This window comes from Sulfuricella sp., assembly GCA_041651995.1.
Lineage (GTDB): Bacteria > Pseudomonadota > Gammaproteobacteria > Burkholderiales > Sulfuricellaceae > Sulfurimicrobium.
Genome location: JBAZID010000001.1, coordinates 632568 through 653793, shown reverse-complemented (window position 1 = coordinate 653793; position 21226 = coordinate 632568). Strand labels below are relative to the sequence as shown.

General features: G+C 58.1%; 19 protein-coding genes. 6 read left to right on the top strand and 13 right to left on the bottom strand.

Going from position 1 to position 21226, the window contains the following annotated elements; translation table 11 throughout:
* Nucleotides 1-62 precede the first annotated feature (62 nt).
* Nucleotides 63-1961: a glycosyltransferase family 2 protein gene (locus WC392_03115; GenBank protein MFA5241348.1), complete on the top strand. Its 1899-nt coding sequence runs from the start codon at nucleotides 63-65 to the stop codon at nucleotides 1959-1961.
* On the top strand, nucleotides 1958-2902 hold the full coding sequence (locus WC392_03110) for a glycosyltransferase (GenBank protein ID MFA5241347.1): 945 nt from the start codon (nucleotides 1958-1960) through the stop codon (nucleotides 2900-2902). Before WC392_03115 ends, WC392_03110 begins: the two co-directional genes overlap by 4 nt.
* Here WC392_03110 and WC392_03105 read toward each other — a convergent pair.
* The 12 genes from WC392_03105 to hrcA form a co-directional block, all read right to left on the bottom strand.
* Complete coding sequence (locus tag WC392_03105; protein MFA5241346.1) at nucleotides 2895-3953, bottom strand: glycosyltransferase family 2 protein; 1059 nt, start codon at nucleotides 3951-3953, stop codon at nucleotides 2895-2897. The two genes, WC392_03110 and WC392_03105, sit on opposite strands and share 8 nt — an antisense overlap.
* Nucleotides 3935-4795, bottom strand: coding sequence for an NAD-dependent epimerase/dehydratase family protein (locus WC392_03100; protein MFA5241345.1), 861 nt, complete (start codon nucleotides 4793-4795; stop codon nucleotides 3935-3937). Before WC392_03100 ends, WC392_03105 begins: the two co-directional genes overlap by 19 nt.
* Complete coding sequence (locus WC392_03095) at nucleotides 4792-5907, bottom strand: glycosyltransferase family 4 protein (GenBank protein ID MFA5241344.1); 1116 nt, start codon at nucleotides 5905-5907, stop codon at nucleotides 4792-4794. The genes WC392_03100 and WC392_03095 overlap by 4 nt, the downstream gene beginning before the upstream one ends.
* Nucleotides 5900-6778, bottom strand: coding sequence for a glycosyltransferase family 2 protein (locus tag WC392_03090; GenBank protein MFA5241343.1), 879 nt, complete (start codon nucleotides 6776-6778; stop codon nucleotides 5900-5902). The genes WC392_03095 and WC392_03090 overlap by 8 nt, the downstream gene beginning before the upstream one ends.
* On the bottom strand, nucleotides 6775-8505 hold the full coding sequence (locus WC392_03085) for a pilus assembly protein PilF (GenBank protein ID MFA5241342.1): 1731 nt from the start codon (nucleotides 8503-8505) through the stop codon (nucleotides 6775-6777). The genes WC392_03090 and WC392_03085 overlap by 4 nt, the downstream gene beginning before the upstream one ends.
* Nucleotides 8506-8564: 59 nt before the next feature.
* Nucleotides 8565-8993 carry a prepilin-type N-terminal cleavage/methylation domain-containing protein gene (locus WC392_03080; protein ID MFA5241341.1) on the bottom strand — a complete coding sequence of 143 codons (429 nt, stop codon included), beginning with the start codon at nucleotides 8991-8993 and terminating at the stop codon, nucleotides 8565-8567.
* 386 nt (nucleotides 8994-9379) lie between these two features.
* A complete protein-coding gene (gene dnaJ / locus WC392_03075) occupies nucleotides 9380-10516 on the bottom strand; it encodes a molecular chaperone DnaJ (GenBank protein MFA5241340.1) in 1137 nt (378 codons plus the stop codon).
* 116 nt (nucleotides 10517-10632) lie between these two features.
* On the bottom strand, nucleotides 10633-12543 hold the full coding sequence (gene dnaK, locus WC392_03070) for a molecular chaperone DnaK (protein MFA5241339.1): 1911 nt from the start codon (nucleotides 12541-12543) through the stop codon (nucleotides 10633-10635).
* A 197-nt stretch (nucleotides 12544-12740) separates the two neighbouring features.
* Entirely contained in the window at nucleotides 12741-13262 is a 522-nt protein-coding gene (gene grpE / locus WC392_03065) for a nucleotide exchange factor GrpE (GenBank protein ID MFA5241338.1), read from the bottom strand.
* A 98-nt stretch (nucleotides 13263-13360) separates the two neighbouring features.
* Nucleotides 13361-14425, bottom strand: coding sequence for a hypothetical protein (locus tag WC392_03060; GenBank protein ID MFA5241337.1), 1065 nt, complete (start codon nucleotides 14423-14425; stop codon nucleotides 13361-13363).
* A 325-nt stretch (nucleotides 14426-14750) separates the two neighbouring features.
* The gene (hemH, locus tag WC392_03055; GenBank protein MFA5241336.1) at nucleotides 14751-15842 is read right to left on the bottom strand and encodes a ferrochelatase; all 1092 of its coding nucleotides are present in this window, start codon (nucleotides 15840-15842) and stop codon (nucleotides 14751-14753) included.
* 6 nt (nucleotides 15843-15848) lie between these two features.
* Nucleotides 15849-16865, bottom strand: a complete 1017-nt coding sequence (gene hrcA, locus WC392_03050) for a heat-inducible transcriptional repressor HrcA (GenBank protein ID MFA5241335.1) — start codon at nucleotides 16863-16865, stop codon at nucleotides 15849-15851.
* A gap of 60 nt (nucleotides 16866-16925) precedes the next feature.
* Between hrcA and WC392_03045 the strand changes: the two genes are divergently transcribed.
* The gene (locus tag WC392_03045) at nucleotides 16926-17798 is read left to right on the top strand and encodes an NAD kinase (GenBank protein ID MFA5241334.1); all 873 of its coding nucleotides are present in this window, start codon (nucleotides 16926-16928) and stop codon (nucleotides 17796-17798) included.
* A complete protein-coding gene (gene recN / locus WC392_03040) occupies nucleotides 17799-19457 on the top strand; it encodes a DNA repair protein RecN (GenBank protein MFA5241333.1) in 1659 nt (552 codons plus the stop codon).
* Nucleotides 19458-19481: 24 nt separating this feature from the next.
* Here recN and fur read toward each other — a convergent pair whose 3' ends face one another.
* Nucleotides 19482-19907, bottom strand: coding sequence for a ferric iron uptake transcriptional regulator (fur, locus tag WC392_03035; protein MFA5241332.1), 426 nt, complete (start codon nucleotides 19905-19907; stop codon nucleotides 19482-19484).
* Between the two features lie 102 nt (nucleotides 19908-20009).
* Between fur and WC392_03030 the strand changes: the two genes are divergently transcribed.
* Together WC392_03030 and dapB are read left to right on the top strand one after the other, a co-directional pair.
* Nucleotides 20010-20417 (top strand): outer membrane protein assembly factor BamE, encoded by a 408-nt coding sequence (locus WC392_03030; protein ID MFA5241331.1) that lies wholly within the window; start codon nucleotides 20010-20012, stop codon nucleotides 20415-20417.
* Nucleotides 20414-21220: a 4-hydroxy-tetrahydrodipicolinate reductase gene (gene dapB / locus WC392_03025; GenBank protein ID MFA5241330.1), complete on the top strand. Its 807-nt coding sequence runs from the start codon at nucleotides 20414-20416 to the stop codon at nucleotides 21218-21220. The genes WC392_03030 and dapB overlap by 4 nt, the downstream gene beginning before the upstream one ends.
* The last annotated feature ends 6 nt before the right edge of the window (nucleotides 21221-21226 follow it).

The following is a 21226-nucleotide window of genomic DNA, read 5'->3' as shown; positions in this document are numbered from 1 at the left end:
TTCGTTTTTGAAAAAACTTTTGATCGCCGGTGACCTAGTGCACGGACGGTGAAAGAGTCGGTGTGGAATTATTGCGTAAAATCCGGTATCTCTTCTCGGCTTTGTTCTACCAGCTGGTTCAGCAACCGGATATGCTCGAAACGGCATGCAAAATGGGGCGCTTATGGCGTCAAGTCGGCTGGCGCGGACTCAAACAGCACCTACTCCAGTTTGCCAGTGCGACGGTGATTTATGCTCGCTGGGTAAAAAACTTCGACACACTGACCTGGGAAGACCGCGAACTTATCAGAAGCCATGTCGCTCGCTTCCGCCATGCCCCGCTGATTTCCATTCTGCTGCCGGTGTACAACACTCCGGAGATTTGGCTTCGCGAAGCAATCGGGTCGGTAAAAAAACAGATATATCCCCACTGGGAACTGTGCATCGCAGACGATGCCTCTACCTTGCCCTATGTCCGCCCTCTGCTGGAGGCGTATGCCCGCGAGGATGCGCGCATCAAACTTGCATTCCGAGCGGAGAATGGCCACATCTCGGCTGCTTCCAACAGTGCTCTTGAGTTGGCGACAGGTGATTATGTCGCACTGCTCGATCACGATGACGAACTGGCCGAGCACGCCCTTTATATGGTGGCTGTATCGCTGGAGGAAAATCCCGTACTCGACCTGATCTACAGCGATGAGGACAAGATCGACCATAATGGACGTCGCTTCCGGCCTTATTTTAAATCTGACTGGAACCCCGACCTGCTTCTCAGCCAAAACTATGTCAGCCATTTTGGGGTTTATCGAACGGCAAAGGTGCGGGAAGTTGGTGGTTTCCGCATTGGCTTCGAGGGCTGCCAGGACTGGGATCTGGCGCTGCGGGTGTCGGAAGCCACTATCGCCGAGCACATTCACCATATCCCTCATGTCCTCTACCATTGGCGCACGGTACGTGGATCAACTTCGATCGGACACGAGGCCAAACCCTATGTAGCCAAAGTGGCGCTGCGGGTTATTGCCGAACATCTTATGCGCTGTGAAACGCCGGGGGAAGTTATGCCTGCCTGGGGAAGCTATGTGCGGATCCGCCGTCCTCTGCCGCAGCCTGCCCCGAAGGTTTCCCTCATCATTCCTACCCGGAATGGCCTGCATCTTCTAAAGCGATGCGTGGAAAGCATCTTCGCCCAAACCGCCTATCCCGATTTCGAGATGTTGTTGGTGGACAATCAGTCCGACGACCCTGCCACCCTGGCCTATCTGAATGAGTTGTCGCATCGCCCCGGTATCAAGGTACTAAGCTATGACGCTCCCTTCAACTTCTCTGCCATCACCAATTTCGCAGTACGAGAGGCGACAGGGGAGTTGTTATGCCTGCTCAACAACGATACCGAGTCGATCTCTCCAGACTGGCTCGCTGAAATGGCAAGCCATGCAGTGCGCCCCGAGGTCGGAGCCGTCGGAGCCATGCTCTATTACCCGGACGACACCATTCAGCATGCAGGTGTAATCGTTGGTCTCGGGGGCGTTGCCGGCCACTGGCATCTGGGCGCGAAACGCGGCATGACCGGATATTCCGGCCGTGCGGCCCTGACGCAGGATCTTTCCGCCGTCACGGCTGCCTGCATGGTGATGCGCCGCTCGGTCTTCAACGAGGTGGGCGGAATGGATGAAGAGCACCTGCCGGTGGCCTACAACGATATCGATTTGTGCCTGCGCATCCGTGAAAAGGGTTACCGCATCGTATGGTCACCCTATGCCGAGCTGTACCACCATGAGTCGGCCAGCCGAGGCAAGGACGACACTCCGGAAAAGAGAGCACGTTTCCAGCGTGAATCGGATTGGATGCAAGAGCGTTGGGCTGCCTGGTTGAAAAACGATCCAGCTTATAACCCCAACCTGACTCTGCATGTTTCGTGGCCTTACCTGGCTCGTGCACCACGACAGGAAAAACCTTGGCGCATTGCCGGGGAAAAGCCGTGAGCCCACGCCTATCGGTAGCTCTGTGCAGCTTCGAAGGCGCTCAGTTTCTGCAGCAGCAGCTCGACAGCCTGCTAATCCAAACCCGGGTTCCAGACGAGTTGGTGGTGTGCGACGATGGTTCGACCGACGGCACGGTGGAGATTTTGGAAGAATTTGCTCGGTTGAGTCCTTTCCCCGTACGCATCGTGCGCAATCCGCAGCGCTTGGGTGTGGCGAAGAACTTCGAGTTGGCGATCTCCTTGTGCACTGGGGATGTCATTGCTCTGGCGGATCAGGATGATGTCTGGCACTTAGCTAAACTGGAGCGCCTTGCCCGCGCCTTGAGTGAGGCCGACTTGGCGTTCAGCGATGCCGAAGTAGTCGGCGAGGCGCTGAAGCCGCTGGGCTACACCATGTGGCAGCGGGTGGGTTTCGATGAGGAAGAACAGGCGCGCATGTCGGCGGGTGACGCGCTCGGCGTGCTGCTCAAGCATGGCGTGATAACAGGGGCAGCCACGGCCTTCCGCGTCGGCCTGCGGCCGCTGCTACTGCCTATTCCTTCAAACTGGCCGCACGACGCCTGGATTGCCGCGGTTGCGGCATCTACCGGCAAGCTTGCCCCAGTCAAGGAAACACTGGTGCAATATCGGCAGCATCAGGCAAATATGGTCGGCGGGATGAAAAAATCGCTGCTGCGCCAAATAATCGAAGCGCTGGAAGTGGATCGGGCAAATTATTACTGCGAGGAAATTCTTCGCTGGCAAGCGTTACGCGACAGGCTTTCCGGTACCCCGGACTGTAGCCGTTTGGAAGCGAAGCTTGCCCACCTGAAACGCCGTGCCGGATTACCCGCCAATCGGCTTTTCCGGCTTCACCCCATCGCCGCAGAAATGGCGCGCGGCGGCTACGCCCGCTACGCCCGAAACTGGGGCAGCATCGCTCTCGACCTCCTGGTCAGGTGACATTCGGCAGGCCGTGCCGTACCAGCATTTTGAGTTTATGCGGCACCGGGCTAAACACTTTGAACAAGCTTATCCGGCCGGCATTCCTGCCGGCCTGGATGTTTCCGCGTAACCGATGGAGGCGCTTTCGTTCCCGCCATAGAGCGCAAAGACAGGGCCAATAGATTTCGCGCCAGAAACGCGATTCGCCTTTCACCAAGGTAAGCACCGCCCCTTCCATGATAAGCAGCAACAAATGCAGGGGAAAAAAAATCTGGAACAGCGGCGAAGGATAGAGCAGCGTCATTACAAAGCTCTTATTGCGTTCTGACAGCGCGCGCCGCCGGAAAGTTGAAGAAAGGTGGTTATCTGTTACCCGGTTGCCACCAAAACTTTTCCCCTGCCAATGCCGATAACCTGAAATAGGCAGCGCCCGAACCGCATAGCCTGCCAAGCGGGCGCGGCAGCACAGGTACATATCTTCGGCGATGGAGCCGAACCATTCCGGGAAACCACCCAGCTCATCCCACAGGGTTTTTGGGATCCAGAGGCAGGCGCCGATCACCATGCCCACTTCATTTCGTTTCGGATTCAAGTTGGGTACGGGATTCAGGAATGGATCGAACAGGCAGCCGATGTCCACCAGATCGCCGCTGGCGGCGTCGAACTGGGGAAGCCCCAGGATGGCCGGCTGATCTAGCCGTTCAGCTTCGGATAGGAGGGTTCTCAGTGCGTCAGGGTAAAGTGCCGCATCGTTGTTGAGCAGTAGAAGATATTTGCCTTTGGCCTCCGCTGCCATGCGGTTGTTGGCGACGCAGAAGCCGGCATTGTTCTCGCTTGTGATCAACTGGACATTGGGGTAGCGGTCGCGGATATAGGAGGCCGAACCGTCGCTAGAAGCATCGTCGTGGACTAGTATTTCCACCGAAATATCTCCTTCCTGCTCCAGCACAGAGTGCAGGCAGTCGTCGATTATCTCCATGCCGTTGTAATTGGCGATGCACACGGATATCAGCGGTTTTGGGTTATTACCGCTGGGGTGCGATACGTGGCTCATAGGCGCTTTAGCCATTCAAATGTACGATTTACTCCTTCTTTAAAGCAGGTTTGTGGTTTCCATGAAAGTCGTGCCTCGATACGGGAATTGTCCAGCACGATGGCGCGAACATCGATTCCTCGTGCCGGGTAATGGGCGATTTTTAGTTCGATTCCCGTGACCTGTTCGACGAAGTGCAGCACCTGGTTGATGCTGTAGCCAATGCCGCTGCCAAGGTTGTAGGTGCCTGAATCCTGCGGAAGTGCGACAAAGCGCATGCATGCTTCGACAACATCGTCGATATAGATGAAATCCCGGATGTTTCCACCGTCGCCCCAGATTTCCAGCGGGACATCATCGCGAACACATTCCAGCATGGTGCGCACCAACCCAAAGCCGCTTTTAATTGTCTGGCCTGGCCCGTAGGTATTCGAGGGGCGAAGGATAGTGACCGCATGGCCTTGGGTTCGGAAAGTTTGGCAGAAAGCTTCCTGCGATACCTTGCCTGCACCGTGGTTGGAAAGCGGTGCGAGCGGGGCGTCTTCTGTAACGGGCCATCGCTCCGGATTACCGTAAACGGTGCCACCGGAGGAAAAGAAAATCAGATGGGTGTCCAGCTGAGTTTGCATCAATTCCAGCAGGCGCAGGGTCAATGCGAGGTTGCCCTGTTCAAGGCTTGGATGGGTGGCAGAAGAACCTGGCGTGGTGCTTGATGCCAAGTGGATCACAGTTCCGCATTTAGGCAGCAGCTTTTCCAGCTGTTCGGTATCATGGCGCCCAAGAATGTGTGTGGTTCTTTTTTCCTGTTCCAGGCGCCGTGCCAATGCCCGGCCGATGAAGCCGGTACCACCAAGCAGTAACACATCATCCTGGTTCATGATTTACGCTCCAGCAACTGATGATAGGCGGAGATGTAGCGTTCGGCACAGTCGTCCCAAGTGCCAATACTTGTCTTGGTCCAGGCGCGGGCGGCCGCCCCTATATTTTGGTTATGACCCGGGGTCTCCAGAAATACCAAAGCTGCGCGGAATTCGTCGGCCGAGTCGACAAGCCATCCGGTCTGGCGATGCTCGATAAGGTTACGGTGGGCGGCGAGGCCGGAAGCGATCACCGGCAGGCCGGCGGCCATCGCCTCCAGCATCACCTGGGGACGGCCTTCGTCGTGGCGGCTCAGGGTGATGAGCCCGGCTGCCTTGGGAAACCATCTCTCCAGTAGTTCGGCCGGGTGGGTCGGGCCGTGGTAGATAACCCAGGGCGGCAGCGCCATTTTTTCCTGCATCGGCCCGAACAGGTGCAATTGCCGCTCCTGCCCAAACAGGCCTTCGCCCCAGGCGAAAAGATCACCGATCTTGTTCTTGGTCAGGCGGGTGACCGTGAGCCAATGGCGCACATCATCTGGTAGCTTGCGCTGCATCTCAAACCAGGATGCATCCACGCCGAAGGGAATGGCACGGATTTCAGCGAGATCGCCAAACGCGCTTTTCAGCGCGGGGCACATCCATTCGGCATTGGGTGCAAGAATGACGCGCCGTTGACTAAAAACGGCACGTAGCAGCATTTTCATGCCGGGCAGACGCAGCAGACCGAAATCGCTGCCGAGTACGCTGATGACGGCGGGGGTGTCGGTGCCCCACATCGGTAAGGCGTTTTGCAGCCAGTTGATATGTACCACATCGACGGGGGTGCGCCGGTAGGCGCTGTAAAGGCGTTTCAGCAGGCCAATCACAGTGGCGGCAGCGCTCGGTTTTATCTGACGCAACAGGTGGGCGATTCCTCCATCCCGCGAGAGTTGTTGCAGCCAGGCAGTTTCCTCTGCTGTTGTTGTGCTTGTGACCTGAGGGGGCAACTCTCCAGGGGGCGACCACAGGGACAGCTTGATGCCATCGTGCCGAGCCAATCCCGCAATCAGGTTGGCAATGAAGCGTCCACGCCAGTCTTCCTGGGTCTCCGGGTAGGACGTGCTGGTCATCAGGACGTTCAAGCTATTCATCCCTGTAATCAGTTGCGTCGATGTCCTTGTAGTGCAATGCGGAAATTTGCTCCGAGACGATACCAATGAGAAAGGTGAGTATCGCCGAGATGAATAGAAGCGCGCTCATGTTGGTGAAGCGCCCAGTATTTAGATACGTATAAAGGTAGTAACACAAGCCGGTCCAGAAGAAGGCTGTGCTGATTGGGATAAACAGTTTCTGAGGAGAATAAAGAGTGCCGATTTTGATAATGATCAGGAGAAAGCGCACCCCGTCCCGGATCGGGCGGATATGACTTTTACCCGTGCTGCGCCGGGGTGTGTGGATAGGCAGGTAAGCCACACTGAATCCGGCCCGGAAGAAACTCATGGTAATGGTGGTTGGATAGGAAAACCCGTTAGGCAGCAGGTAAAGGAATTGCCGGAATTTTTTTGCCTTGACCACCCTGAATCCGGAAGTCAGGTCCTCGACTGGTTGCTGAACCATCCAGGTGGCAAAACGGCTGAAAAGATCGTTTGCAACGGCCCGGTGGGCGCCGGCTTGCGATCCGGATTGACGTGCGCCCACCACCATGTCGTAACCCTCGGAGAATTTTTCCAGCAGGCGTGGTATATCTTCCGGCTTGTGCTGACCATCAGCGTCCATGAAAATCAGTACGTTCCCATTTGCGGCGCGCGCCCCGGATTTGATCGCTGCCCCATTACCTTTGGGGTAAGGGTGGCTGATAACACGCACTTGGAATTTTGCGCACACGGCCAGTGTTTCATCATCCGAACCGTCATTGACGACGATGATTTCTGTTTCTGCGGGCAGGTTCGCAGACAGGCCTGGCAATAGTTGGCGCAAACCGTCAGCCTCATTGCGGGAAGGGAGGATAATGCTGAATTTCATTTTTTTGGTCGGATTTCTGGCGGCAAGTTATCAAACTCCAGGATAATTTGGTTTCTGTGGTCTCCGGTAAGTAGTGGATTTGACATCGTGGCACGGTAAAGGCGATCAACGATTTCTGCATTGACTACAACATGACCGCTGGCAATGTCTCTAACCACACCTATAAGGGTATTCTTGTTTGGCGGGCCGAACGGAACTGTCGCAAGGCGCTGTTCCAATGTTTCGATAAAAATTTCATCCACTGGTAACTTTCTTCCCGCATTCAGCACCAAAATATTGATTAACCCTGCAATGTTTGACGGCGCATTATCTGCAGCTTGCTGAAAATGGAATAAAGCCTTGTTGTAAAGGTCGATCTCATCCTCACGCGAAGTTGGTGGCAGATTTTTGTAAAGCGTCGCCAAGTCGATCTGCGCCCGCACCGAGCGCGGATGCCGCTCCACTTCCAGCAAGCGCATCATGAATGTATCTCCCCATTGCTGGGCGCGGGTAGCGGTAAGCCCGGCAAACAGGATAAGCAGCAGCAAAAATGTTGCCCGGCGCACACGCGCACTGGGCAAATGCAGCCGGGGATTTAATGCGTAATAGGCCAATGGTAGCAGGATGCCTAACATAGGCAAATAGTTGCGGTGCTCGAAGGCCAGTTCCAGCGGAATGATTGTGGACTCCATTGCGTGGCCGACGAAAAAAAACATAATCCCGAAGGTAACCAGGGGTTGCTTATTGCGCATTGCGAAGGCGCCCGCCGCGAGCAAGAGCAACCCGGCCATGGCGGGCAACGTGGTCCAGGGTGAAAGCAGGCCCCGCGAAATCAGGATGTCGTCATGTTGCAACCCCATCTCACCCATGTTCGGCAACACGATCATATGCAGATAAAACCACAATACGCGCGCTTCGGTCATCAAGCGCTCGGCCAGCGAAAAATCGCGCCACACATAGCCGCCCAGAATTAGTTCTGGGGCTTTCAGCGCATAAAGCAGACCCAACAGCAACGGAACCACGACCGACAGGCCGACAATCACCACCAACATGCGGTGGGAACTCCGGTCGGGCGCGCTCCAGCGCAGCAGGGTCGCTTCGGTAACCAAGATCAGCAAGGGCAGCAAGGCCCCACTCTCCTTGCACAGCGCGGCAAGTGGCGTAAAAACGAACAGGGCTGCAGCAATCGCAAAAAACCCTGACCTGTTGCCGTTCAGCAGAATTTGTCTGCCGTACAAATACAGCACCAACCCAGCCAGCGTGAATAATGCCGCCAGGCTGGTCATGCGCTGCACTACGTAAAGTACACCGGTCAGGTTGAACGGGTGCAGCAGCCAAATCGCGGCGACTGCGAGCCCAATCCATGATGCGGCATTGTCTGCCGCCTCCCCGCGAATGCGCAGATATAAACCGAGCAGCAATCTTGCCAGTATAAATACCAGTATCCCGTTAACCAGATGGATTGCCAGATTGACTGCCTTGAAATAATAAGGATTCATGCCGAAAAAGTAATAATTGACGGCAAAACTGGCCATGCTGATGGGGCGGCTTAATGGGCTGGTGCCGCCCGAAGATGCGGCCTGCCAGAGGGTAGAAACCCCCAGGTTGTCAATTTGCAGAAAAGGATTGATGCGGATGTTGATTCCGTCGTCAAAAATGAAATGCCCCGTCAGACCCGGCAGATAGCAGGCCACGGTAATGGCAATAATGCAAAACAACAGGGCGAGTTTAATGGGGGGATTGCGCATAGTTGAAAAAAAGGGGGCTTGCGCCCCCTTTCTTTATGTCGGATTAAATCAGGTAAAGATTAGGACTTCGGCCAGTATTTCGCAACAATACCGCCAGTGCCAGAAACGGCCCACGATGTTCCATTGGCAGAGCAGTTAGGCGTCCAAATAATGGTGCCAGAGGGCACGCCATTGGCCCCGGTTGAGGTGGCTGTAACCACGCCAGCGCTACTAGTGGCGACACCTGATACATATTTTGCGTTGGCTGGTGCGCTGATCTGCAAGGCGGACAGGGAGGCGCCAGTGATAGTCCCGATAGTGCCATTATTTTCACTGCAGTAAACGCCAACACCCAACACTGCGGGGGAGGCAACGCTGGTCAGTTCCGAAAGCTTGGACTTGACGGTGTAGTCCTGATAAGCCGGAATCGCTACTGCGGCCAGAATGCCGATAATCGCAACCACGATCATCAGTTCGATCAATGTAAAACCTTGTTGTACACGTTTCATGGTTCTTCTCCTCGAGAGTTGTTTAGGTAAACAAAACACAGAAGTGTTTGCAGGGTGTGAAGCATGATGCGTGCCAGCTTTGGTTTTTTGTGGAAATCCCCGCAAAAAACATAAAATCTTGCTTCCATCTGCGTTCTGTTTTTGGAATGACGCTCGCATTCTGTCAGGATGTGACGTTTTGCGTCACATGGGGGCCGAGAAGGGGGCAGACTCGATTCCCGTTGGGAGTTTTGCTTTGTACGGTTTTACACCAGAATATTAATCCGGTCTTTAATGATTGAACTGCAGGCCGAACTCTCTCGCCGGAAAGAGATGCGAAGCATCCATATCCGGCGGGGAAACCCTTAACGGGTGAGTCCGATTTATCGGGCTAAAGCCCGACCTGCTTATGGCCCAAAGAACGCCTTGACCTTGTCCATCCACGACTTGGCGCGCGGGTTGTGGCGGTCGCCGTCGGCCTGGTTGAGGGCTTCCAGCTCGCGCAGCAATTCCTTTTGCCTCTCGGTCAGGCTCACCGGGGTTTCCACGATGACGTGGCACATCAGGTCGCCGTGGTGCTGGCTGCGCACGCCCTTGATGCCCTTGCCGCGCAGGCGGAAGACCTTGCCGCTCTGGGTTTCGGCGGGAATCTTGATCTTGGCGTGGCCGTCCAGGGTGGGGATGTCGATTTCCCCGCCCAGCGCGGCAACGGTGAAGCTGATCGGCATTTCGCAGTGCAGGTCGTCGTGGTCGCGCTGGAACACGCCGTGTGGCTTGATCTGGATGACGACGTAGAGGTCGCCCGGCGGGCCGCCATTGACGCCATCCTCGCCCTCGCCGGAGAGGCGGATGCGGTCGCCCTCGTCCACGCCGGATGGAATCTTGACCACCAGCGTCTTGTGCTGCTTGACGCGGCCGGAGCCCTGGCAGGTGCCGCAGGGGCTTTGCACCATCTTGCCGCTGCCGTGGCAGCGCGGGCAGGTCTGCTGGATGGAGAAGAAGCCCTGCTGCATGCGCACCTGCCCGTGGCCGCCACAGGTGGTGCAGGTCACCGGCTGGGTGCCGGGCTTGGCGCCGGAACCGTTGCAGGTGTCGCATTTTTCCATGGTGGGGATGCGGATCTTGGTTTCCGCGCCCCGCGCTGCGTCTTCCAGCGAGATTTCGAGGTTGTAGCGCAGGTCCGCGCCGCGATAGACATTGGAACGTCCGCCGCGTCCGCCGCCACCACCACCGCCAAAGATGTCGCCGAAGATGTCGCCGAAGGCATCGGCAAAACCACCCATGCCCGCGCCGCCTGCGCCGCCCATGCCGGCCTGCGGGTCAACCCCGGCGTGGCCGTACTGGTCGTAAGCGCCGCGCTTGCCGCTGTCCGAGAGAATCTCGTAGGCTTCCTTGGCTTCCTTGAAGTGTTCTTCCGCCTTGGGATTGTCCGGATTGCGGTCCGGATGGTGCTTCATCGCCAGTTTGCGGTAGGCTTTCTTGAGTTCATCATCCGAGGCGTCGCGGTTGACGCCGAGGATTTCGTAATAGTCGCGTTTGCTCATTTATGGTGAGGGGTGAGGTGAGAGGGGTGAGGTGTGAGAGGCCGGGGATGAGGCACGCATGGTGTCTTTCCCCTTCACCCCTCACCCCTCACCCCTCACCTCTAGCCCCTGACTCCTCACTTTTTTTCGTCTTTGACTTCTTCGAACTCGGCATCCACCACGTTGTCGTCTTCGGCCTTGTGCTCGCCGCCTGCGGCCTGGCCTTGCGGCTGTTCGGCATACATCTTTTCGGCCAGCTTGTGCGAGGCCTCGGCGAGGGCCTTGGTCTTGGCTTCGATGTCGTCCTTGTCGTTACCTTTGAGGGCTTCTTCAGCCGCAGCCAGGGCGGTTTCGATCGCGGTTTTTTCGTCGGCGCTAATCTTGTCGCCGTATTCGCCCAGGGATTTCTTCACCGAGTGAATCATGGAATCGCACTGGTTGCGGGTGTTGACCAGTTCCACGGTCTTGCGGTCGTCCTCGGCGTGTGCCACGGCGTCCTGCTCCATGCGGCGGATTTCCTCGTCGGAAAGTCCGGAGCTGGCCTGGATCTTGATCTTGTTCTCCTTGCCGGTGGCCTTGTCCTTGGCGGACACGTGCAGGATGCCGTTGGCGTCGATGTCGAAAGTGACCTCGATCTGCGGCATGCCGCGCGGTGCCGGTGGAATGTCGGAGAGGTTGAACTGGCCCAGGCTCTTGTTGCCCGAAGCCACGTCGCGCTCGCCCTGCAGCACGTGAATGGTCACGGCGTTCTGGTTGTCGTCCGCGGTGGAGAACACCTGCGAGGCCTTGGTCGGGATGGTGGTGTTTTTCTGGATCAGCTTGGTCATCACGCCGCCCATGGTCTCGATGCCCAGCGACAGCGGGGTCACGTCGAGCAGCAGCACGTCCTTGACCTCGCCCTGCAGCACGCCGCCCTGGATGGATGCGCCGACGGCCACGGCTTCGTCCGGGTTGACGTCCTTGCGCGGTTCCTTGCCGAAGAATTCCTGCACTTTCTCCTGCACCTTGGGCATGCGGCTCTGGCCGCCGACCAGGATGATGTCCTCGATGTCGGTGATCTTCACACCGGCATCCTTGATGGCTTGCTTGCAGGGAGCGATGGTGCGTTCGATCAGGTCTTCCACCAGGCTTTCGAACTTGGCGCGGGTGATCTTGACCACCAGGTGCTTCGGTCCGGTCGCATCGGCAGTGATATAGGGCAGATTGACATCGGTCTGCTGGCTGGAAGAAAGCTCGATCTTGGCCTTTTCCGCAGCTTCCTTCAGGCGCTGTTTGGCGAGCAGGTCGTTGCGCAGGTCGATGCCGTTCTCTTTCTTGAACTCGTCGGCCAGGTAGTCGATCACGCGGTTGTCGAAATCTTCGCCGCCGAGGAAGGTGTCGCCGTTGGTGGATAGCACTTCGAACTGGTGCTCGCCGTCGATCTCGGCGATCTCGATGATGGAAATGTCGAAAGTGCCGCCGCCCAGGTCATACACCGCGATCTTGCGGTCGCCTTCCTTCTTGTCCATGCCGAAAGCCAGCGCGGCCGCGGTCGGTTCGTTGATGATGCGCTTCACTTCCAGGCCGGCGATGCGGCCGGCATCCTTGGTGGCCTGGCGCTGGCTGTCGTTGAAATAGGCCGGTACGGTGATGACCGCTTCGGTGACTTCCTCGCCCAGGTAATCCTCGGCGGTTTTCTTCATCTTGCGCAGCACTTGCGCGGAAACTTCCGGTGGGGCCATTTTCTTGCCGCGCACTTCCACCCAGGCGTCGCCGTTGTCCGCCTTGACGATGGAGTAAGGCATCAGTCCGATGTCTTTCTGCACTTCTTTTTCATCAAAGCGGCGGCCGATCAGGCGCTTCACTGCGTACAGGGTGTTCTTCGGGTTGGTGACAGCCTGGCGCTTGGCGGGTGCGCCGGCCAGGATCTCGCCGTCCTCGGCGTAGGCGACGATTGAGGGCGTGGTGCGCGTGCCTTCGGAGTTTTCGATTACCTTGGGCTGGCCGCCTTCCATGACGGATACGCAGGAGTTGGTGGTGCCCAGGTCAATACCGATGATTTTTCCCATGATTATTCCTTAATTTAATTAAGCAAATTCAAAATTCATTGTGGTTTACGCTTGGTCATTGCGAGAAGCGAAGCGGCGAAACAATCTGTACTTCAAAAGGCGAGATTGCTTCACTTTGCTCGCAATGACGGCGGGCTTGAAAAACCCTTGCTGCTAAAGTGGGGTTGAGTGCGCGGCTTTCAAGCGGTGCCAGCGGCTTACGCTGCGCGGGCTTTTGCGACCATCACCAGCGCCGGACGCAGGATGCGGTCGTGCAGCAAGTGGCCTTTCTGCAATACCGTGACCACGGTATTGGGCTCGGCATCGCTGTCCACCATGCTGATGGCCTGGTGCTTGTGCGGATCGAATTTCTCGCCGGCGGGATTGATTTCAGTGATGTTGAATTTCTCGAATGCAGCGACCAGCTGCTTGAGCGTGAGTTCGACGCCGCTCTTGAAGCTCTCGACCGTGGCTGTTTCGACATTCAGCGCGGCTTCGAGGCTGTCTTTTACCGCCAGCAGTTCGTTGGAGAAGTTTTCCACCGCATATTTGTGCGCATTGGCGACATCGCTCTGCGCTCGCTTGCGGATATTCTCGGCATCGGCCTTGGCGCGCAACCAGGCATCGTGATGTTCCTGTGCCGTCAGCTCGGCCTGCTTGAGCAGCTCTTCCATGCTGGGCATGGTTTCGATCCTGCCTTCCTCGGCCTGTTGTTCCAGTGTGGGTTGTTCGTCTTGCATGAATCGCCTCCTGATTAACTGGAGGCAACATGGGCGCTGTTTTTCCCATTTCAAGCGCATGGTTTTGAAAATTTGTGCGGTATTGGCGCGGCCCGCCTTCAGACGGCCAGATCAATCTGCTGCAGGGTGCCGGCGCCGCCGCTCTCGCCGAGATAGATGCCGGTGGAGCGAATCTGGCCTTCAAGCTGGTTGCTGGCATCCTTGATACTGAACTCGGTCGAAACGTTGCCCAGGTACAGCGCGCCCACGCCGGCTGCTTTCAGGGTGGCGAGCTGGTCGTTGCCCTGGGCATTCTTGCTCCATATCCTGAGCTGCGAAAATACGGCATCGTTTTCATCAATCCACAGGTTGCCGTCCTGGTCGTAAGCGGCCAGCTCGCTGAAGCCGTTGCCGCTGGCCGGGCCGAACAGCTCGCTGCCATTGTTGATCTTGCCGTCCTGGTTTATGTCGAGGGCGAGGAAGCCGCTGCCGGGGGCGACGAAGGAAATCTGCTCGCTGCTGCCATTGGCATCGAGATCGAAGCTGAATTTGGCGGCGGTCAGCTGGGCGGCGCTGCCGCTGAAGTTGATCACCAGCGGGTCCTTGGCTTGGCGCGCCGCATCGCCAAGGCGAACGCTGATATCGCTTTGCTCCAGGTGCTCGCGGCTCATGGAGAGTTGCAGGCTGAATGAAATTTCCCGCCCGTCGGCGGTGGTAACCGTGCCCTGGGCCTGAAAACTGGTTTGCTCGGCTTCGTAACGGGTTTCATGGCGTTCGTATTCGACGCCGAAACCGGCTGATTGCGGTGCGGCTGCCTGTTGTTCGGCGGCCCTGGGGGGCTGTGCCGGTCCCGGCGCCGCCGTGTCGGCGGGTTGCAGGTCCTTCATGGAGAGGATGCGGATTTTTCTGCCGGTCATGACTTCCACCATGCTGATGAGCAATTGCATGCGCGGGTCGTTGTCCACGGCTTCCTGGGCATCCGAAACGGGATCGGATTTCTGTGCCGCCTTGCCCTGATCCGAGATGGAAACATGGTCCATGGCGGGGCGGTTGAGCGGCCTGCCGCGCCCCTCGAAATCCGGGCGTTCAGCTCCAATCCAGGCGCGCAGCGATTCGCGTACCGAGTGTTTTTCCACGCTGGCGTGCTGGCTGCTTAAAGTGATGTCCGAACTGGCGATTTTCATGATCAATCCCGTGAAGAAAAATGCAAGTTTCCTGCTATTTCTTGGGATTGTTGGATGGGGAAACTTGCCCTGTTTTTAACGGCAAGGAAGGGCGAAACTTGAGGAGTTATCCTATAAAAAGCGGTTAACCACGGAGTTCACGGAGAACACGGAGAACACGGAGTAAAAACCATAGATTGCATGATGTTTGGCATTCACCCCTTGGGTGAGGCCATAAATGACCGCAAACCGCCTTTCTCTGTGTTCTCCGTGCCCTCCGTGGTTATCGAACTGGGGTTTCTAGGGTTATTGATCCGGCTTACAGTTGAAATAAATTCTGGCCGGGCTAATCCTTTGCGCCCATGGCGATCGCCCGCGCCCTGCTTTCCAGCGCGGCGGCGGGGCCGGGTGTCTCCTGCAGCCAGCCTTGCAGGTGGTTGAGAGTGATGTCGCACAGGGCGCGGATCCAGTCGTCGCGCTCGTTGAGGCAGGGAATGTAGTGGAATTCCTGGCCGCCGGCATTGAGGAAATCCGCCTTGCATTCCATGGCGATTTCTTCCAGGGTTTCCAGGCAGTCGGCGGCAAAGCCGGGGCAGATCACGTCCACCCGCCTGACGCCTTTTTTGCCCAGCATTTGCAGGGTGGGGGCGGTATAGGGTTGGATCCATTCGGCGCGGCCGAAGCGTGACTGGAAGGTGATCTGGAATTTGTCGGGCGCGAGGCCCAGCGCTTCCGCCAGCAGGCGCCCGGTTTTGTGGCATTCGCAGTGGTAGGGGTCGCCCTTGTCCAGGGTGTATCTGGGCACGCCGTGAAAGCTCATGATCAGCTGGTCCGGGCGGCCATGCTGCTGCCAGTGTTCGCGCACGCTGTTGGCCAGCGCGGCGATATAGCCGGGGTGGTCGTGGTAGTGCCGCACGGTGCGCAGTTCCGGCATGTTGCGGCTTTGCAGCAGGTGCTGGAACACCGCGTCCAGCGCGGATGCGGTGCTGCTCGCCGCATATTGCGGATACAGCGGCAGGGCGAGGATGCGCTCGCAGCCCTGCTCCCGGAGCGATGCAATGGCTGACGGCACGGACGGGTTGCCGTAGCGCATGGCGAATTCGATCGCCAGCGGTGCCTTGGTGCGTTCGCCCAGATAACCTTGCAGCATCTTCGCCTGTTTGCGGGTGTGGGCGAACAGCGGGGACCCTTCCTTGGTCCAGATCTGGGCGTATTTCTGCGCCGATTTGCCGGGACGGGTGTTGAGAATGATGCCGTTGAGAATCAGCCACCACAGCACGCGCGGAATCTCGACCACGCGCGGATCGCTGAGAAACTGTTTGAGGTAGGGCCGCAGCGCCTGCCGGGTAGGCGCTGCCGGGGTGCCGAGGTTGATCAGCAGGACGCCGGTCTTGCTGGGCGTGCCATGGGCGTGCGGCGGTTCTGGAAGATAGGGCATTTTTTCTCAGTGGTAGGAAAGCGCGCTGCCCAGCAGCTTGGCGGTGACGTCCACGATCGGAATAACCCGTTCGTAAGCCATGCGGGTCGGCCCGATGACGCCCAGAGTGCCGACCACCTGTCCGTCCACTTCATACGGGGCGGTAACGACGCTGCATTCATCGAGCGGGACGTGGCCGGATTCGCCGCCGATGAATATTTGCACGCCCTGCGCGCCCTGGCTGACATCCAGTAGCTGGATCAGGGTGGTTTTCTGCTCGAAGGCATCGAACAGCTTGCGCAGCGAGGTCATGTTGGATGAAAGGTCGTCCACATGCAGCAGGTTTTTTTCGCCAGACAGAACATAGCCTTCGCTGGGCTGTAACGCCTGGCTGCTGGCATCAAGGGCCGCGGACATGAGCGTGGTCATGTTGAGGTGCAGGTGTTTCAACTCTTCCCGCATGCGGGTGCGCGCATCTTCCAGCGTGCTGCCGGCGTAATTCTGGTTGAAAAAATTGGCAGCCTGGGAGAGTTCTGACGGGGAATAGGATTTGTCGGTCGCAAGGATGCGGTTTTGCACGTTATCGTCGGTAGTGACGATGATAAGCAGGATGCGCTTTTCCGACAGCGGCAGGAATTCCAGGTGGCGAAAGGCCGGCGAGTGGCGTTTTGGCGTCATTACAATGCCCGCGAACCGGGTCAGATCCGACAACAGGCGGGAGGCGGAGGCGATAAGCTGCTGCTTGCCGGCCGGGTGGAGCTGGTTTTCCAGCTGGTGCAGCTGCACTGCATCCAGAGGCTGGATTTTGAGCAGGGTGTCGACAAAGAAGCGGTACCCGCGCGGTGTCGGGATTCTTCCGGCTGATGTGTGCGGGCTGATGATGAAGCCCATTTCTTCCAGGTCCGCCATGGCATTGCGGATGGTGGCAGCGGAGAGGTCGAGGCCGGAATGTTTGGATAAGGTGCGCGAGCCAACCGGCTGTCCTTCAGCGATATAGCGTTCGACCAGGGTTTTGAGCAGTAATTGTGAACGTTCATTAAGCATCGCCCCATTTTACTGATTTGCATCTCTTGCGGGCAATAACTTGCGGTTATAATTCCGGCCATGAATACACCCTTCCAGACCGTCGCCCTGATTGGTAAATACAATAGCGCAGAGCTCGGCGAGCCGTTGCTGCGTCTGGCGTCTTTTCTCAAGCAGCGCAATCTGGAGGTGTTGCTGGCGCAACAGACCGCGGAACGCATCGGGCCGGTTCCGTATGCCGCGGTGAGCATGGCGGAGATCGGTGCGCGCGCCGATCTGGCCGTGGTCCTTGGGGGCGATGGCACGATGCTGAATATTGCGCGTGAGCTGATCGAATTCGACGTGCCTCTGGTGGGCGTGAACCAGGGGCGGCTGGGTTTTCTGACAGATGTTTCCATTGAACATATGCTGGAGACCATGGAGGAGATTCTTGCGGGCGAATACACCGCCGAGGAGCGTTTTCTGCTTCACACCGCCGTGCGCCGCCAGGGCCAGATTGTTTTCCAGGCCTATGCTTTCAATGATGTGGCGGTGAGCAAGGGCGTGTCCGGGCGCCTGATCGAGCTTGAGGTATTCATCGATGGACAGTTTGTCTATAGCCAGCGCTCCGATGGCCTGGTCGTGGCTACGCCAACCGGATCCACAGCTTATGCCTTGTCCGCCGGGGGGCCCATTCTGCATCCCACGCTGGAAGCGATGGTGCTGGTGCCGATCTGCCCGCATACCCTGAGCAACCGGCCGATTGCAGTCAATAGCCACAGCGTGGTGGAGATTCTCGTGCTGCACGCGGTTGATGCCAGTGCTCACTTCGATGGCCAGAGCCACATGGACCTGCTGCAGAATGACTGGGTGGTGGCGCGCCGCTCCGAGAACAACATCCGCCTGATTCATCCGCTGGGACACAGTTATTACGATACATTGCGCCAGAAGCTGCGCTGGGGCGAGAAGCTTTAAATGCTGCTTTCCTTGAGTATCCGCGATTTTGTCATCGTTGACCGGCTGGAGCTGGAGTTTGAATCCGGTTTTACCGTGCTGACTGGTGAAACCGGCGCCGGAAAATCCATTCTGATCGACGCACTGGCCCTGGTGCTGGGCGAACGGGCCGATGCCGGGGTGGTGCGCGCCGGTTGCCAGCGGGCAGAAATATCGGCTGAATTCGATAGCGCTGAAATTCCGGCGCTTGAGACCTGGCTGGACGAAAATGGATTGCTGAATGAACCCGGCGTTTGCCTGATGCGACGAACGATTGATGCGAGTGGGCGCTCACGTTCATTCATTAATGGTGGCGCCGTCACGCTGCAACAGTTGCGTGAAGCGGGAGAGTATCTGGTCGATATTCATGGCCAGCACGCGCATCAGTCCCTGCTCAAACCTGCGGCGCAGCGTGAACTGCTCGATGGCTATGCCGGGCTTGAGGAGTTGGTTCATGAGGTGGCCCAGGATTACCGCAACTGGCAGGTCCTGCATGGGCGATGCCTGGCATGGGAACAGGATTCCGCGGCGGCTGCTGCTGAACTGGAGCGGCTTGAGTGGCAGGTGCGCGAGTTGCGGGCGCTTGACCTGGGGCCGGAGGAATGGCCTGAATTGCAGGCGGAGCATGCCCGTCTGGCACACGCCGCGAGCCTGCTGGAAAATGCTCAATTTGCCGTGGAACTGCTCGCCGAAAGCGATCAGGCCCTGCTTTCCCAGCTCAGTGGCCTGATCGGGCGGATTGGCAAGGTGGTGGCATTTGATTCCGCCCTGGGCGAGCCTTTGGCCATTCTTGATTCGGCTGCCGCGCAGATGCAGGAGGCGGCATACAGCCTGCGCCATTATGTGCAGCGCCTGGATCTGGACCCGGATCGCCTGCGCCAGATCGAGCAGCGGCTGGAACAGGTGCATGACATGGCGCGCAAATACCGGGTAGCGGCGGAAGCCTTGCCGGCCTTGTTGCAGGAGCGCAGCACACGGCTGGACGGGTTGCAGCAGCTGGGCTCGGCGGAAGCCTTGCGGCTCCAGGAAGCGGAGGCGAGGGCGGCCTACCTGGCCAGAGCCGGAAAATTGAGCGTGGCCCGGAAGTTCGCGGCGCAGGAGTTGGGTGCCCGGGTGAGTGAGGCGATGCAGCAACTGGCGATGGCGGGCGGCCGTTTCGAAGTGGCGCTCCAGCTGCTGGCTGAGGGCAATGCGCATGGCCTGGAGCAGGTCGAGTTTCTGGTGAGTTCGCATTCCAGCCTGGCGCCAAAGCATCTGGCCAAGGTGGCTTCCGGCGGCGAGTTGTCACGCATCAGCCTGGCGATCCAGGTGGTGACCAGTAAAGTGGCGGCGGTGCCCACCCTGATATTTGACGAGGTGGATGTGGGTATCGGCGGCGGCGTGGCGGAAGTGGTGGGAAAAATGCTGCAAGGATTGGGAGGCGAGCGTCAGGTGCTATGTATCACCCATCTGCCCCAGGTGGCGGCTTTGGGCCGCCAGCACTGGCAGGTGAGCAAAGCTACACTGGACGGTCAGGTGGTGAGCCGGATTGCGGTTCTTGATCGGGTGCAGCGGATTGAGGAAGTGGCGCGCATGCTGGGTGGCGTGACCATTACGGATACTACCCGGCAGCATGCCGCGGAGATGCTTGGGACGCAGTAGGAATCTGCTGAAATGGCGCCAGAACTACGCCTTGTTCGGACAGTTATCCTTGATACAGTCGGCGTAGAGGTAAAGCGAGTGCTCCTGAATGCGGAAACCGCGTTCTTTGGCGACCTGCTCCTGGCGGCGTTCGATTTCCGGGTCGTAAAATTCCTCCACCATGCCGCATTGCAAGCACACCAGATGATCGTGGTGGTGGCCCTGATTGAGTTCGAATACGGCTTTCCCGCCCTCGAAGTGGTGGCGCACCAGCAGTCCCGCCGCCTCGAATTGGGTCAGAACGCGGTAAACCGTCGCCAGGCCCACATCCACATCTTCCGCAAGCAAAATACGATATACGTCTTCCGCCGTCAGGTGGCGCACTTCGCTGGTCTCAAACAGGTTGAGTATCTTCAGCCGCGGCAGCGTGGCCTTGAGGCCGGCGTTCTTCAGGTCGTTGGGTTGGCTCATGCTGTATGCTCGAAGCGTCAAATTGGGCTATCATAATATAAGAAATTCATTAAACAAATCCGGCGCAGGGCCGGGATTTTTTATAAACAGCTGCCAACTTTCATGAACAACAAAAGCCCATCCATGCGCCTATCCATTATTGTTCTGGCTTTGCTTCTGCCAGCCTGTTCCTATATTCCCATGGCTCCATCGGTTTACAAGATCGACATCCAGCAGGGTAACGTGGTGACACAGGACATGCTGTCCCGCCTCAAGCCCGGCATGACCCGGTCCCAGGTGCGTTTTGTTCTGGGAACGCCGCTGGTGACCGATATTTTTCATCCCAACCGCTGGGATTATGTCTATCGCTACCAGAAAGCCGGGAATTTGACGGAGCAGAGCCGTGTCACGGCGGTATTCGAAAACGATTTGCTGTTGCGTATCGAGGGTGACGTTGTGCCGGCCGGAAGTGCCAAGCCTGCTGCCGGGGCGGTGCCCGTTGAAACTCAGCCAGCGCCAAAAGCGGAATAAACATGCTGAATATTGCGATTGCGGGCAGTTCGGGAAGAATGGGGCGTGCGCTGCTGGAAGCGCTGGCGCAAATGTCGGATATGCGTGTCCACGCGGCGCTGGAGCGTGCGGGCAGTCCGTACCTGGGCAAGGACTCGGGAGAATTGATCGGTTCGCCCAATGGCGTGCTGATTCGCGAGGATGCAGCCGCCGCGCTGCGAGGCTGCGATGTGCTGGTCGACTTCACCCGCCCCGAGGCGACGTTGCAGCACATGGAGCTGTGCCGCAAGCAGGGCGTAAAGATGGTGATCGGCACGACCGGCTTCACGCCCGAGCAAAAGGAAAGGATTTTTGCAGTCAGTCACGACTGCGGCATTGTTTTCGCCCCGAACATGAGCGTGGGCGTCAACCTGCTGTTCAAATTGCTGGATACGGCAGCCCGGGTGCTGAACGAAGGTTACGATATTGAAGTGCTCGAGGCGCATCACCGCCATAAGGTGGATGCGCCTTCTGGCACTGCCCTGCGCCTGGGTGAAGTGGTGGCGGAGGCGCTGGGCCGGGATCTGGCCGAGTGCGCGGTGTATGGCCGCGAAGGGGTGACCGGCGAGCGTTCACCCTCCACCATCGGCTTTGCCACCGTGCGCGGCGGCGATATCGTGGGTGATCACACCGTGCTGTTCGCCGGCATCGGTGAGCGCGTGGAAATTACCCACAAGGCCAGCAGCCGCGCCACTTTTGCGCTCGGTGCCCTGCGTGCCGCGCGCTTCCTTGCCGGGCGGGGTGCCGGGCTGTATGACATGCAGGATGTGCTCGGTCTGCGTTGAATCAAG